Below are 13,339 nucleotides of genomic sequence, written 5' to 3'. Positions count from 1 at the left end.
GCGGCGCTACAGCAGGTCGGGCGTGAGCGCTGCCAGCAGCACCGTGGCGCTGTGGCCTTCGCGCTGGCGCTGGCGCAGCCACCACAGGGCGCCCTTGCGGATGCTGCAGTCGCCCGCCGTGATGCCCAAGAGCTGCGCCGCCACCTGCCCGAGCTGCGGCTGGTGGCCCACGACCAGCACCGCGCCGCGTGCCTGTGGCCATTGCACCAGCTCCAGCAGCTCGGCCGCCGTGCCGCCGGGCAGCAGCTCGGCGCGGCGCTTGAACTTGCGCCCCAGCGCCTGGGCCGTCTGCTCGGTGCGCAGCGCCGGGCTGGCGAGCACGCGCAGGCCCTGCGGCAGCTGGCGATCGAGCCAGGCGGCCATGCGCGCGGCCTGTTTTTCGCCGCGCGGCGTGAGGGCGCGCAGCAGGTCGTCGCCACCGTCGGTGTTCTCATGCGCCTCGGCGTGGCGCCACAAAATCAAATCCATCATCGTTGCTTCTTGCGTGCTGGGGTGGCGCTGCTGTAGCGCTGCATGAGGGCTTTTTGCGCCCCCTTGCCGTCGGTCGGTGCGGGCGGCGGGCTGTACTGGCCACCCGGCTGCAAGCTCCAGGCGCCGCGCTCATCGTGCAGGTAGGCCACCAGGCATTCGTCGATGATGCGCTGGCGCAGCTGCGCGTCGTGGATGGGCCAGGCCAGTTCGACGCGGCGCAGCATGTTGCGGTTCATCCAGTCGGCGCTCGACAGGTACAAATCCTGCTGCTCGCCGGCGCCAAAGTAAAACACCCGCGTGTGCTCCAGAAAGCGGCCAATGACCGAGCGCACGCGGATGTTCTCGCTCACCCCCGGCAGCTGCGCCGGCAACATGCAGGCACCGCGCACGATGAGGTCGATGCGCGCACCCTGCTGGCCCGCCTGCAGCAGGGCGCAGATGAGCCGCTCGTCGGTCAGGGCGTTCATCTTGAGCACGATGCGCGCGTACTGCCCGGCCTGGGCCGCCTGGCCCACCTGGGCGATTTTTTCCACCATGCACTGCTGCAGGTAAAACGGCGCCAGCATGAGCTGGTGCAGCTTGGGCGGGCGGTTCTGGCTTGCCAGGTGGCTAAAGACGCCGTCCATGTCGGCCGTCAGCTCCTCGTTGCAGGTGAGCAGGCCCAGGTCGGTGTACAGGCGCGCGGTGCGCGGGTTGTAGTTGCCAGTTGAAAGGTGGCCGTAGCGGCGCAGGCTGCGGCCTTCGCGGCGCGTGACGAGCAGCATCTTGGCGTGCGTCTTGAGGCCGACGACGCCGTACACCACCTGCGCGCCCAGGGCTTCGAGCGCCTCGGCCCAGTTGATGTTGGCCTCTTCGTCAAAGCGCGCCTTCAGCTCCACCACGGCCATGACCTCCTTGCCCCGGCGCACGGCCTCGCGCAGCAACTCCATGAGCTCGGAGTCGGCGCCGGTGCGGTAAATGGTTTGCTTGATGACGAGCACGTCGGGGTCGTACACCGCCTCGCGCAAAAAGGCGATGACGGCATCAAAACGCTCGAACGGGTGGTGCAGCAACAGGTCGCGCTGGCGCATCTGCGCCAGGATGGACTGGCCTTGCGGCGCCAAGTCCTGCGGCCAGGCGCCGAGCCAGGGGGCAAACAGCAGACCAGGGCGTTCGGCCAAATCCACGAGCTGCCCCAGCCTCACCAGGTTCACCGGCCCATGCACGCGAAACACCGCCTGCGCCGGCAGGGCAAACTGGGCCTGCAAAAAATCTGACAAAAACCGCGTGCAACTGGCCGACACCTCCAGGCGCACGGCCTGGCCGTAGTGGCGCTGCTGCAGGCCCTGGCGCAAGGCGGTGCGCAGGTTGCGCACATCGTCCTCATCGACCGCCAGCTCCGAGTGGCGCGTGACCCGAAACTGCGAGAACTCCGCCACCTCGCGCCCCGGGAACAAATCCGCCAGGTGCGCGCGGATGACGCTAGAGAGCAGCACAAACAGCGATTCTTTGGGCGCCACGCGTGCGGGCATACGGATCACACGCGGCAGCGCACGCGGCACGCGCACGATGGCGATCTCGTTGGCGCGGCCAAAGGCATCCTGGCCCTTGAGGCGCACGATGAAATTGAGCGACTTGTTGGCCACCATGGGAAAGGGGTGGGCCGGATCGAGCCCCACCGGGATCAAAAGCGGGCGCACCTCGCGCGCGAAATACTCCTGCACCCAGCGCCGCTGCTCGCCCGTGCGCTGGCCGTGCGAGACGATGCGCAGCCCCTCGCGCGCCAGCGCCGGCGCCAGCACCTCGTTGTAGAGCCGGTATTGGCGCGCCACCAGGTCTTGCGCAGCAGCCATCAAGGCCTGCAGCTGCGCTGGTGTGCTATCGCTGCCCTGGGCACCGCCTTCGGCAGGGCCCTCGGGCAGCGCCGTCAAATGGGCGGCGGCGCGCACCTCAAAAAATTCATCCAGATTGGAAGAGACGATGCACAGATAGCGCAGACGTTCGAGCAAGGGCACGTCGCTGCGCTGCGCCCAGTCAAACACCCGCTCGTTGAACGCCAAAATGCTGTGATCGCGGTCGAGCAAGGGCGTGCGCGCCAGCTCCAGAGAGGGCAGGACAACAGGCGCAGATTCAGCCACAGGGGCCGCAACAGCCGGCACCAGAGGCTCGGCCAACACAGGGGTCAAGGACGACATGGCAAACAAGGACAGTGGGCAAGCTGCGCAGTATCAAAACCACAAATGACAACTTGATGACAGACACATGCGGGTCGCACAACTGTCATTACTTTCCCAAAAAATGCCGCCGGTAGCGCGCGGGCAGATCGGCCATGCGCATGAACATGGGCAGGTCGGCGGTGTTGAAATCCGGGTCCCACGCCGGCGCTCCGAGCACGCGCGCACCCAGGCGCAGGTAGCCCTTGATGAGCGCCGGCGGCTCAACGCTGAGCGAACCATCGAGCTGCTGCACCGGCAGCGCCAGGCGCGGGAACACCTGGTACTCGATGGGTGCCAGGTGGCTCTGGCGCAGCTGCTGCCAGATGCTGGCGGCCACGTCGCCGCTGACCAGGCCGTTGTGCAGCATCGGGATGCTGGCGCAGCCGATCATGGTGTCCAGGCCGTTGTTGACCATGAAGTCCGCCAGCGCGCCCCACAGCGCCAGCACCACGCCGCCATGGCGGTGCTCGGCGTGCACGCAGCTGCGACCGAGCTCGACCATGCGCGGGCGCAGTGCGCGCAGGCGCGTCAGGTCGAATTCGAGATCGCTGTAGGTGCTGCCTATGCGCCGCGCCTGCGCCGGCGTGAGCACGCGGTAGGTGCCAATGACCTCGCCGCTGGCCTGCTCGCGCACCAGCAGGTGCTCGCAATAATCGTCGAACAGGTCGATGTCGTGCCCGGGCACGGTGATCGGCAAGCGCGCGCCCATTTCCTGCACAAAGACCGCATAGCGCAGCCGCTGGGCGGCGCGCACCTCATCTTGGTGGCGTGCCCAGGCTATCTCCAGACCCGTCCTGGCAGACGGCTGCGCACCCAGGCCCAGGCCAGGGCGGTGAAGTGACCCCCGAGGCAAAGACGGCAGGGATGACAGGGGCGACAGCGGCAGGGTGGGAGAGGGCAACTCTTTCATGGCGATACCTTTCGTGCGACCGGTGGGCCGTGGCCCCACTCTGGGCTGCAGCCATGACAAGACCGTGACGGTGGCTTTTTGGCATCAACTACAATTTGAATCAACTATTGCATTTGCATCGGATATAACTTCCTCTATGTCCTCCCCCGCCACCGTGTCGGCCCTGCTGGCCGCCACCCTGGAAACCGACTCCCCCTTGCAACGCACCCTGCGTGAGCAGCAAACCCTGCTCGATAGCGCCGGGGTGGGCATCGTTTTCATTCGCCAGCGCCAGGTGGTGCACTGCAACCAACGCTACGCCGAAATTTTTGGCTACGCGGACGCCGCCGAGCTGCTCGGGCGCAGCAGCGAGAGCCTGCACCCCAGCCCGGAGGCGTTTCGCGCCCTCGGGCGCATGGCCTATACCACGCTGACCGAGGGCCAGACCTTTCGCTGCGAACGCCAGATGCGCCGGCGCAACGGCGACGTTTTCTGGACCAGCCTCACTGGCCGCCTGATCAACCCGCACAACAGCGACGAGGGTTCGATCTGGACGGTGGACGACATCGACGCGCACAAGCAGACCCGCGCCCTGCTCGAAACCATGCAGCAGGAAAAGCAGGCCCTGTTCGACCACGCCATGGTCGGCATTGTCTTTCTAAGCGAGCGCCGCCTGACGCACTGCAACCACCATTTCGAGCTCATGCTCGGTTACGCCAGCGGCGAGCTGCAGGGCGCATCCTCGCGCATCTGGTACGAAAACGATGCCGCCTGGGAAGCCGCCGGCGCCGCCTGCTACACCCCGCTGGCACAGGGCCAAGCCTTTGCCGGCGAGCTGACCATGCGGCGCAAAGATGGCCAGCTGATCACCTGCGAAGTGCGCAGCAAGATGCTCAGCGCCCAGGGCTCCGTCTGGATCGCCATGGACGTGACCGAGCACAAACGCGCCGAGCAAGCCCTGGCGCGCGCGCACGAAAAGCTCGAACAACTGGTGCAAGAGCGCACGCGCGAGCTGCACGAGACGGTGCGCAACCTGCACCACGAAATCGAGGAGCGCAAGCAAGACCAGGAGCGCATCCACTGGCTGGCGCATTACGACGCGCTGACCAGCCTGCCCAACCGCATGTTGCTGGCCGCACGTGGCCGCCAGGCGATTGCCGAGGCACAGCGCTTTGGCGCCCCGGCGGCGGTGCTGTTCCTCGACCTGGACCATTTCAAACACGTCAACGATTCGCTCGGGCACCGCGTCGGCGACGCGCTGTTGATCCAGATCGGCAAGCGCCTGCGCGCCGTGGTGCGCGAGTACGACACCGTGGCGCGCCTGGGCGGCGACGAATTCGTGCTGCTGCTGCCCGGCGCCGACGAACGCGGTGCGCAGCGCGTGGCTGGCAAGCTGCTCGAAGCCTTTCGCCGCCCCTACCAGATCGGCCACCACGAGCTGACCACCGCGCCCTCCATGGGCATCGCCCTGTACCCGCGCGATGGCGAAGACTTCGACAGCCTGATCCAAAGTGCCGACGTCGCCATGTACCGCGCCAAGCGCGACGGGCGCAACACCTTTCGCTTCTTCACGCCCGAGCTGCAGGCGCAGGCCAAGCGCGCGCTGCAGCTGGAAAACGCCCTGCGCCGCGCCCTTGAACGCGCTCAGCTGCAGCTGCATTACCAGCCGCAGATCGACCTGGCCAGCGGCCAGGTGCGCTGCGTCGAGGCGTTGCTGCGCTGGCAGCACCCCGAGCTGGGCACCATCTCCCCGGCCGAATTCATACCCGTGGCCGAGGACAGCGGCCTGATCCTGCCCATTGGCGAGTGGGTGCTGCGCCAGGCGCTGGCGCAGCTGCAAGCCTGGCGTGCCCAGGGACTGGTGCACCTGAAGGTGGCGGTCAACCTGTCGGCCGTGCAGTTTCACCAGCCGCAGCTGCCCGAGCTGGTGGGCCGCCTGGTGGCCGAAGCGGGCCTGCCGCCAGGCGCGCTGGAGCTGGAGCTGACCGAGGGCGTGGCCGTGAGCGACCCGCGCGCTGCCATGGCCACCATGCAGCAGCTGTGCGCGCGCGGCGTGCGCCTGTCGATGGATGATTTCGGCACTGGCTACTCGTCGCTCAGCCAGCTCAAGAACTTCCAGCTGTACAAGCTCAAGATCGACCAATCGTTCGTGCGCGACCTGGAGCACGACGACAACGACCGCGCCATGGTCAGCGCCATCATCCGCATGGCGCAGGCCCTGGGCCTGCAAACCATGGCCGAGGGCGTGGAAACCCAGGCGCAGCTGGACTTCCTCGCAGCAGAAGGTTGCGAGGGCGTGCAGGGCTACTTCTTCAGCCCCCCGCGTGCGCCCTCGGATATTGAACAATTCCTGCTGCAGCGCGCTTAAATACAGCGCGAGCAGCTATCTAATTCATAGCAATTTCTGCATCAACTGGGCCTGCCCCCACGCGGGGTCCAGGGCGTAGGCGACAAAGCCTTCGCGCGTGTAGGTGCGCAGCGCCGGGGCGTTGCCCTGCAGCACCTCCAGCGTCAGCTTGCAGGCGCCGCGCGCACGCGCCGTTGCCTCCACCGCCGCCAGCATCTGCTGCGCCACGCGCTGGCCGCGCCAGGCGGGCAGCACGGCCACGTCATGCACGTTCACCAGCGGCAGGCAGGCGAAGGTGGAGAACCCCTCAAAGCAGTTGACCAGGCCCACGGCCTGCTCGCTCCCATCGGGCGCCTGCGCCCAGGCGATGACGCTGAACGCCCCCGCGCGCTGGGCCAGGGCCGATGGCAGCTGCGCCTTGACGGCAGGCGCCAGCGGCTCGCCACCGCCGGCAGGGTCGCTGGCGTAGGCGTCGAGCAGCGCCACCAGGGCTGCGGCGTCGCGCGGGTTGGCGTAATCGACCGCGCGCACCGTCACCACCGCAGCGCTCATGCCGGCGCCCCGTCGCTGCGGGCGGCGCTGGCCAGGCGTTCGGCACAGGCGCTGGCTTGGGCCGGGTCACGCGCCTCGACCATGACGCGCAGCAGCGGCTCGGTGCCACTGGCACGGATGAGCACGCGCCCACTTTGGCCCAGCTCGGCCTGCACAGCCTCGGTTTGCGCCGCCAGGCGGGCGTTGCTGCGCCAGTCCTGGCCCGGTTGCAGGCGCACATTCAGCAGCACCTGCGGAAACAGTTGCACATCGGCCAGCAGCGCGGCCATGGCCCTGCCGCTGCGCACGCACGCTTGCAACACCTGCAGCGCGCTGACGATGCCGTCGCCGGTGGTGTGCTTGTCGAGCGCCAGCAGGTGGCCCGAGCCCTCGCCGCCGAGCAGCCAGCCGTGGCGTGCCAGCTCTTCGAGCACGTAGCGGTCGCCCACCTTGGCGCGCACCAGCTTCACGCCCTGCGCCTGCAGCGCCAGCTCCACCGCCATATTGGTCATCAAGGTGCCGACGACGCCGGGCACCAGCTCGTCGCGCGCCATGCGCTCGCGCGCGAGCAGGTACAGCAACTCGTCGCCATTGAACAGGCGCCCGCTGGCGTCCACCATCTGCAGGCGGTCGGCGTCGCCGTCGAGGGCGATGCCGTAGTCGGCATGGTTGGCGCGCACCGAGCGCACCAGGGCCTCGGGGTGGGTAGCGCCCACTTCGTGGTTGATGTTCAGGCCATCCGGGGCGCAGCCGATTTCGATCACGTCTGCGCCCAGCTCGTGGAACACCTTGGGCGCAATCTGGTAGGCGGCGCCGTGGGCCGCATCGACGACGATGCGCAGGCCCTTGAGCGAGAGGTCGTGGGCAAAGGTGCTTTTGCAAAATTCGATGTAGCGCCCGGCAGCATCATCGAGGCGGCGCGACTTGCCCAACTGCACCGAATCGACCCAGGCGGGAGGTTCGGCCAGCGCAGCCTCGACGTCGCTCTCCCAGGCGTCGGGCAGCTTGCTGCCCTGGGCGCTGAAGAACTTGATGCCGTTGTCGCCAAACGGGTTGTGGCTGGCCGAGATGACCACGCCCAGGCTGGCGCGCTGCGCCCGCGTGAGGTAGGCCACGCCCGGCGTCGGCAGGGGGCCGAGCAGCACCACGTCCACGCCGGCGGAGTTCAGTCCCGATTCGAGCGCCGATTCGAGCATGTAGCCCGAAATGCGCGTGTCCTTGCCGATGAGCACCACCGGGCGCTCCTCGCTGCGGCGCAGCACGCGGCCCACAGCGTGGCCCAGGCGCAGGACGAAATCGGGCGTGATGGGGGCTTGACCAACGGTGCCACGGATGCCGTCGGTGCCGAAGTATTGGCGGGTCATGGTTGCGTCTCTCTCTCAGTGAAATCAGGGGTGGGGGCCTGCGCCTGCGCCTGCATGGCCTGCATGGTTTGCCAGACGGCCAGGGCAGCGACGGTGGCGCGCACGTCGTGCACGCGCACGATGGCCGCGCCCTGCTGCACCGCCAGCAGCGCCGCCGCCACGCTGGGCGCCTGGCGCTCCTCTACAGGCAGGCCGGTGACGGCGCCAAGCGAGGACTTGCGCGACCAGCCCGCCAGCAGCGGCCGGCCCAGCGCCAGCAGTGCGCGCTGGCGCGCGAGCAGGGCAAAGTTTTGTTCCACCGTTTTGCCAAAGCCAATGCCGGGGTCGATGGCGATACGATCCTTTTCGACCCCTAGCGCTTGCAGGGATTGCGTCTGCAGCTCTAAAAATGAGAGCACCTGCGGCAGTACGTCGCCCACCATGGGCGCGGCCTGCATGGTCTGCGGCTCGCGGTGCATGTGCATCAGGCAGACGCCGCACGTCGGGTGCGCCGCCACCACCTGCGCGGCGCCGCTTTGGCGCAGGGCCCAGATGTCGTTGACGATGTCCACGCCCAGATCCAGCGCCTGCTGCATCACTGCCGGCTTGTAGGTGTCGATGGAGACGGGCACGCCCAGGCGCACCGCCGCACGCAGCACCGGCAGCACGCGCGCGAGTTCTTCCTCCAGCGGCAGCGGCGGGCTGCCGGGGCGGGTGGATTCACCGCCAATGTCCAAAATGTGCGCGCCCTCGGCCAGCAGCTGCTCGCAATGCGCCAGCGCCGCCGCGCTGCTGGCGTGCTGGCCGCCGTCGGAGAACGAATCGGGCGTGGTGTTGACGATGCCCATGACCAGCGGACGCGAGAGGTCAAGGCGAAAGCGGCTGGTTTGCCAGAACATGAAAGAGGCCAGGGACGTTGCGAGCGGGCGAAAAAACGGGGCCGCTGGGGCCCCGTACTGGTTCAGACAGATTCAGGCTGCCGTGGGTGCCGGGTCGGGCTTGACCGCTGGCGTACCGCCACCGGCGTTGCCACCACCCGGGGGCGGCGTGCGCGGCGTCCAGTCCTTGGGCGGACGCGGCTCCTTGCCGGCCATGATGTCGTCGAGCTGCTCGGCGTCTATGGTTTCCCAGTCGAGCATGGCTTTCGCCATGGCGTGCATCTTGTCGGAGTTTTCTTCGATCAGGTGGCGCGCCAGGGCGTACTGCTCGTCGATGATGCGGCGCACCTCGGCGTCCACCTTCTGCATGGTGTCTTCCGAGATGTTGGTGGTCTTGGTGACCGAGCGGCCGAGGAACACCTCGCCCTCGTTCTCGGCGTAGACCATAGGGCCCAGGGCCTCGCTCATGCCGTACTTCATCACCATGTCGCGTGCCAGGTTGGTGGCGCGCTCGAAGTCGTTGCTGGCACCGGTGGTCATCTGGTGCATGAACACTTCTTCGGCAATGCGGCCACCGAACAGCATGGCGATCTGGTTGAGCATGAACTCCTTGTCGTAGGAGTAGCGATCCTTCTCAGGCAGGCTCATGGTCACGCCCAGGGCACGGCCGCGCGGAATGATGGTGACCTTGTGCACCGGATCGCACTTGGGCAGCAGCTTGCCGATGAGGGCGTGGCCGGCCTCGTGGTAGGCGGTGTTGCGCCGCTCCTCCTCGGGCATGACCATGCTCTTGCGCTCCGGGCCCATGATGATCTTGTCCTTGGCCTTTTCAAAGTCCTGCATCTCGACCACGCGCGCGTTGCGGCGCGCAGCCATCAGGGCAGCTTCGTTGCAGAGGTTGGCCAGATCGGCGCCGCTCATGCCCGGCGTGCCGCGCGCGATGATGGCCGGATTCACATCCTGCCCGGCAGGAATCTTGCGCATGTGCACGCCCAGAATCTGCTCGCGGCCCCGGATGTCGGGCAGCGTGACGTACACCTGGCGGTCAAAGCGGCCCGGACGCAGCAGGGCGGCATCCAGGATGTCGGGGCGGTTGGTGGCGGCAACCACGATCACGCCCAGGTTGGTCTCAAAGCCATCCATCTCGACGAGCATCTGGTTGAGCGTCTGCTCGCGCTCGTCGTTGCCGCCGCCCAGGCCGGCGCCACGCTGGCGGCCGACGGCGTCGATTTCGTCGATGAAGATGATGCAGGGCGCGTTCTTTTTGGCGTTCTCGAACATGTCGCGCACGCGGGCCGCGCCCACGCCGACGAACATTTCCACAAAATCAGAACCCGAGATGCTGAAGAACGGCACCTTGGCCTCGCCGGCGATGGACTTGGCCAGCAGCGTCTTGCCCGTGCCCGGCGGGCCGACCAGCAGCAGGCCGCGCGGGATGCGGCCGCCGAGTTTCTGGAACTTGTTCGGGTCTTTGAGGAAGTCCACCACTTCCTTGACTTCTTCCTTGGCCTCGTCGCAGCCAGCGACGTCAGCGAAGGTGACGGTGTTGTTGTTCTCGTCGAGCATCCGCGCCTTGCTCTTGCCAAAGCTGAACGCACCGCCCTTGCCGCCGCCTTGCATCTGGCGCATGAAATACACCCAGACGCCAATCAAGAGCAGCATGGGGCCCCAGCTGACAAGCAGCGTCATGAGCAGCGAGCCCTCTTCGCGCGGCTTGACGTCAAACTTGACGTTGTTGTTGATGAGGTCGCCAATCAGCCCGCGATCGAGGTAGGTGGCGGTGGTGCGCACCTTGCGTTCATCGCCAGTGGTGGCGACGATTTCGGTGCTGCCGCCCGGCCCTTCCTGGATCAGGGCGCTCTTGATACGACCGCCGCGCACCTCGTCGAGGAATTCGGAATACGCCATGTGGCCTGCATTGGCGCCGACACGGGTGTCAAATTGTTTGAACACCGTAAACAGCACCATGGCGATGACCAGCCACACGGCAACTTTTGAAAACCACTGATTGTTCAAGCGGGGCTCCAGAATAAAAAAAGGGCAAGCGCTAGCCCAGTTGGGGCTGTATTTTAGGGTTTCAAGCCCAATACCCTGGCCTTTACCCTAGCAAGGGCCACGGTCACCAGGGTTTTATTTCAGGCCCATGCCAACCAAAAACGTCTCCGATGACTTGTCACGCGAGGCTTTGGGCTTGATCGGTTTGACGACCTTGAAATGCGCCTTGAACAGTTGCACCAGCTCGTTGTAGCCGCTGCCGTGAAAGAGCTTCACGACCAGCGCGCCCTCGGGCTTCATGTGGTGCTGCACGAAATCGACCGCCAGCTCGATCAGGTGCGTCACGCGGGCAGCGTCGGTATCGGCAATGCCCGAGAGGTTGGGCGCCATGTCCGACACCACCACGTCCGCCAGGCGCCCGGCGAGCGCCGCCTGCAGCTGTGCCAGCACCACCTCCTCGCGGAAATCGCCCTGGATGTAGTGCACGCCCTCGATCGGCTCCATCGGCAGGATGTCCAGGCCGATGATGGTGCCATGGAGCTGCCCCACGGCCGCGCCAGCGGGCGCCAGGCGCCGGCGCAGGTACTGGCTCCAGGCCCCGGGCGCACAGCCCAGATCGACCACCGTATCGCCGGGGCGGATGAGCTGCAGCTGCTCGTCGATCTCCTTGAGCTTGTAGGCCGCACGCGCGCGGTAGCCGTCTTTTTGCGCCGCTTTCACGTAGGGATCGTTGACATGCTGATCCAGCCAGGCCTTGTTGACCTTTTTGCTCTTAGTCTTTACTTTCATCACACTTTCGTCCTCACGGGATAATACGCACTATGTCCCAAATTCAATTGACCCCGGCCGAGCGCCGGGAACACCGCGCCCAAGCCCATCACCTCGACCCCGTGGTCATGATCGGTGCCGACGGCTTGACGCCTGCCGTACAAAAAGAAATCGACGCTGCACTCAACGCCCACGGCCTCATCAAGGTGCGCGTCTTCGGCGACGACCGCGCCGCGCGCGAAGCCCTGTACCAGCAGCTGGCCGACGACCTGAACGCCGCCCCCATCCAGCACATCGGCAAGCTGCTGGTGTTCTGGCGCCCGCAGTCCGACAAAGAAAAAGCGCCCGATGATGAGCGCAAGCCCGGGCCGCGTGACGTCAAGGTGCTCAAATTCGGCCGCCCCGGCCAGCGCCCGGAAATCAAGCAGCTGCGCGTGCTCGGCAACCAACGCCTGACGGCTGGCGGCCAGATCAAGCGCGCCAAGAAGCCCAAGCAAAAATCGGTCAAGAAGGGCCAGTCCGACTGATGGCCGCCGCCCAGCCCGCAGGCGCGCAGCGCCATGTGATCTGCATGAAGTGGGGCACCAAATACGGCCCCGAGTACGTCAACCGCCTGTACGCCATGGTGCGCCGCCACCTGCACGGCGATTTTTCCTTCGTCTGCCTGACCGACGACGGCACCGGCATCCGCCCCGAGGTGCGCTGCCTGCCGATCCCGCCGCTCAACCTGCCCGCCGGCATTCCCGAGCGCGGCTGGAACAAGCTCGCCACCTTTGCCGCCGACCTGCACGGCCTCAAGGGCACAGCGCTGTTCCTGGACGTGGACGTGGTCGTCACCGGCAGCCTGGATGAGTTTTTCACCCAACCGGGCGAATTTCTCATCATCCACGACTACAAGCGGCCCTGGCGCATCACCGGCAACTCGTCGGTGTACCGCTTCGAGCTGGGCGCGCACCCCGACGTGCTGGAGTACTTTCGCGGCCACTTCGACGAGATTCGGCGCAACTTCCGCAACGAACAGGCATATTTGTCGGATTTTCTGCACCGCCAGGGCAAGCTGCAGTACTGGCCCAAAGCCTGGTGCCCAAGCTTCAAGTACCACGGCATCCCGCGTTGGCCGACCAATTACTGGAAGGCGCCCTTCGTGCCCGCCGGCGCCAAGGTGGTGATTTTTCACGGCGAGTGCAACCCGCCGGACGCCCTGGCCGGGCGGCGCAACCGGCGCTTTCGTTTCATCCAGCCCGCTACCTGGGTGGCCGAGCACTGGCGCGAATAAGCTGGTGCGAATAAGCCACCACTACGCTTTGCCACCACTCTTTATTTGATAGCGCCTCACGCTTGCTGCGTGCGGCTTCAAGAACAAAAACCTCTTGAAAACCGCTACCAGCAAGCGTCAGCAGCTATCAAAAAAAGAGTTTACACATAGCTCACCGACACCACCTCGTAGCGGCGCAGGCCGCCGGGCGCCTGCACCTCGGCGGTGTCGCCCTCTTCCTTGCCAATCAGCGCGCGGGCAATGGGGCTGGAGACGTTGAGCAGGCCGAGTTTGATGTCGGCCTCATCCTCGCCCACGATCTGGTACTTGACCTGGTCGCCGCTGTCCTCGTCTTCGAGCTCGACGGTGGCGCCAAACACCACGCGCCCGCCAGCGTCGAGTCCGGCCGGGTCTATCACCTGGGCGGCCGAGAGCTTGCCCTCGACTTCAAGAATGCGGCCTTCGATAAAGCCCTGGCGATCCTTGGCGGCCTCGTACTCGGCGTTTTCGCTCAGGTCGCCCTGGGCGCGAGCCTCAGAAATGGCGTTGATGACGGCGGGGCGATCGACGGTTTTGAGGTGGTGCAGCTCGGCCTTGAGCTTTTCTGCGCCGCGCTTGGTAATCGGAATGGTGGCCATAGCAAAATTTTCCAATGCACAGACCGCCC

At 66.3% G+C, this 13,339-nt stretch carries 12 protein-coding genes; 3 read left to right on the top strand and 9 right to left on the bottom strand.

Going from position 1 to position 13,339, the window contains the following annotated elements:
- Positions 1 to 6 precede the first annotated feature (6 nt).
- The 3 genes from G7045_RS04265 to G7045_RS04255 all read right to left on the bottom strand — a co-directional run bounded on the left by G7045_RS04265 (position 7) and on the right by G7045_RS04255 (position 3,576).
- Positions 7 to 471: a histidine phosphatase family protein gene (locus tag G7045_RS04265; RefSeq protein ID WP_166157801.1), complete on the bottom strand. Its 465-nt coding sequence runs from the start codon at positions 469 to 471 to the stop codon at positions 7 to 9.
- Positions 468 to 2,645: a polyphosphate kinase 1 gene (ppk1, locus tag G7045_RS04260; protein WP_166157798.1), complete on the bottom strand. Its 2,178-nt coding sequence runs from the start codon at positions 2,643 to 2,645 to the stop codon at positions 468 to 470. The genes G7045_RS04265 and ppk1 overlap by 4 nt, the downstream gene beginning before the upstream one ends.
- Positions 2,646 to 2,733: 88 nt before the next feature.
- Positions 2,734 to 3,576, bottom strand: coding sequence for a GNAT family N-acetyltransferase (locus G7045_RS04255; RefSeq protein WP_166157795.1), 843 nt, complete (start codon positions 3,574 to 3,576; stop codon positions 2,734 to 2,736).
- 136 nt (positions 3,577 to 3,712) lie between these two features.
- On the opposite strand from G7045_RS04255, the gene G7045_RS04250 reads away from it, so the two are divergent.
- Positions 3,713 to 5,923: an EAL domain-containing protein gene (locus G7045_RS04250; RefSeq protein WP_166157792.1), complete on the top strand. Its 2,211-nt coding sequence runs from the start codon at positions 3,713 to 3,715 to the stop codon at positions 5,921 to 5,923.
- 24 nt (positions 5,924 to 5,947) lie between these two features.
- On the opposite strand, the gene G7045_RS04245 is transcribed toward G7045_RS04250, so the two are convergent.
- The 5 genes from G7045_RS04245 to G7045_RS04225 form a co-directional block, all read right to left on the bottom strand.
- Positions 5,948 to 6,454 (bottom strand): N-acetyltransferase, encoded by a 507-nt coding sequence (locus tag G7045_RS04245; RefSeq protein WP_166157789.1) that lies wholly within the window; start codon positions 6,452 to 6,454, stop codon positions 5,948 to 5,950.
- Positions 6,451 to 7,797, bottom strand: coding sequence for a phosphoglucosamine mutase (gene glmM, locus G7045_RS04240; RefSeq protein ID WP_166157787.1), 1,347 nt, complete (start codon positions 7,795 to 7,797; stop codon positions 6,451 to 6,453). Before glmM ends, G7045_RS04245 begins: the two co-directional genes overlap by 4 nt.
- Complete coding sequence (gene folP / locus G7045_RS04235; RefSeq protein WP_166157784.1) at positions 7,794 to 8,675, bottom strand: dihydropteroate synthase; 882 nt, start codon at positions 8,673 to 8,675, stop codon at positions 7,794 to 7,796. Before folP ends, glmM begins: the two co-directional genes overlap by 4 nt.
- A gap of 72 nt (positions 8,676 to 8,747) precedes the next feature.
- On the bottom strand, positions 8,748 to 10,670 hold the full coding sequence (gene ftsH, locus G7045_RS04230; RefSeq protein WP_166157782.1) for an ATP-dependent zinc metalloprotease FtsH: 1,923 nt from the start codon (positions 10,668 to 10,670) through the stop codon (positions 8,748 to 8,750).
- A gap of 114 nt (positions 10,671 to 10,784) precedes the next feature.
- Positions 10,785 to 11,438, bottom strand: a complete 654-nt coding sequence (locus G7045_RS04225; RefSeq protein ID WP_166157779.1) for an RlmE family RNA methyltransferase — start codon at positions 11,436 to 11,438, stop codon at positions 10,785 to 10,787.
- 32 nt (positions 11,439 to 11,470) lie between these two features.
- Here G7045_RS04225 and G7045_RS04220 point away from each other — a divergent pair, with 32 nt between their 5' ends.
- On the top strand, positions 11,471 to 11,944 hold the full coding sequence (locus G7045_RS04220; RefSeq protein ID WP_166157777.1) for a YhbY family RNA-binding protein: 474 nt from the start codon (positions 11,471 to 11,473) through the stop codon (positions 11,942 to 11,944).
- Positions 11,944 to 12,693 (top strand): glycosyltransferase, encoded by a 750-nt coding sequence (locus G7045_RS04215; RefSeq protein WP_166157775.1) that lies wholly within the window; start codon positions 11,944 to 11,946, stop codon positions 12,691 to 12,693. Before G7045_RS04220 ends, G7045_RS04215 begins: the two co-directional genes overlap by 1 nt.
- A gap of 140 nt (positions 12,694 to 12,833) precedes the next feature.
- Here the strand turns inward: G7045_RS04215 and greA are convergent, their stop codons facing one another.
- Positions 12,834 to 13,310: a transcription elongation factor GreA gene (greA, locus tag G7045_RS04210; protein ID WP_166157772.1), complete on the bottom strand. Its 477-nt coding sequence runs from the start codon at positions 13,308 to 13,310 to the stop codon at positions 12,834 to 12,836.
- Positions 13,311 to 13,339 lie beyond the last annotated feature (29 nt).

This window comes from Acidovorax sp. HDW3 (genome assembly GCF_011303755.1).
Classification (GTDB): domain Bacteria; phylum Pseudomonadota; class Gammaproteobacteria; order Burkholderiales; family Burkholderiaceae_C; genus Paenacidovorax.
This window is presented reverse-complemented; position numbering and strand designations above follow the sequence as displayed.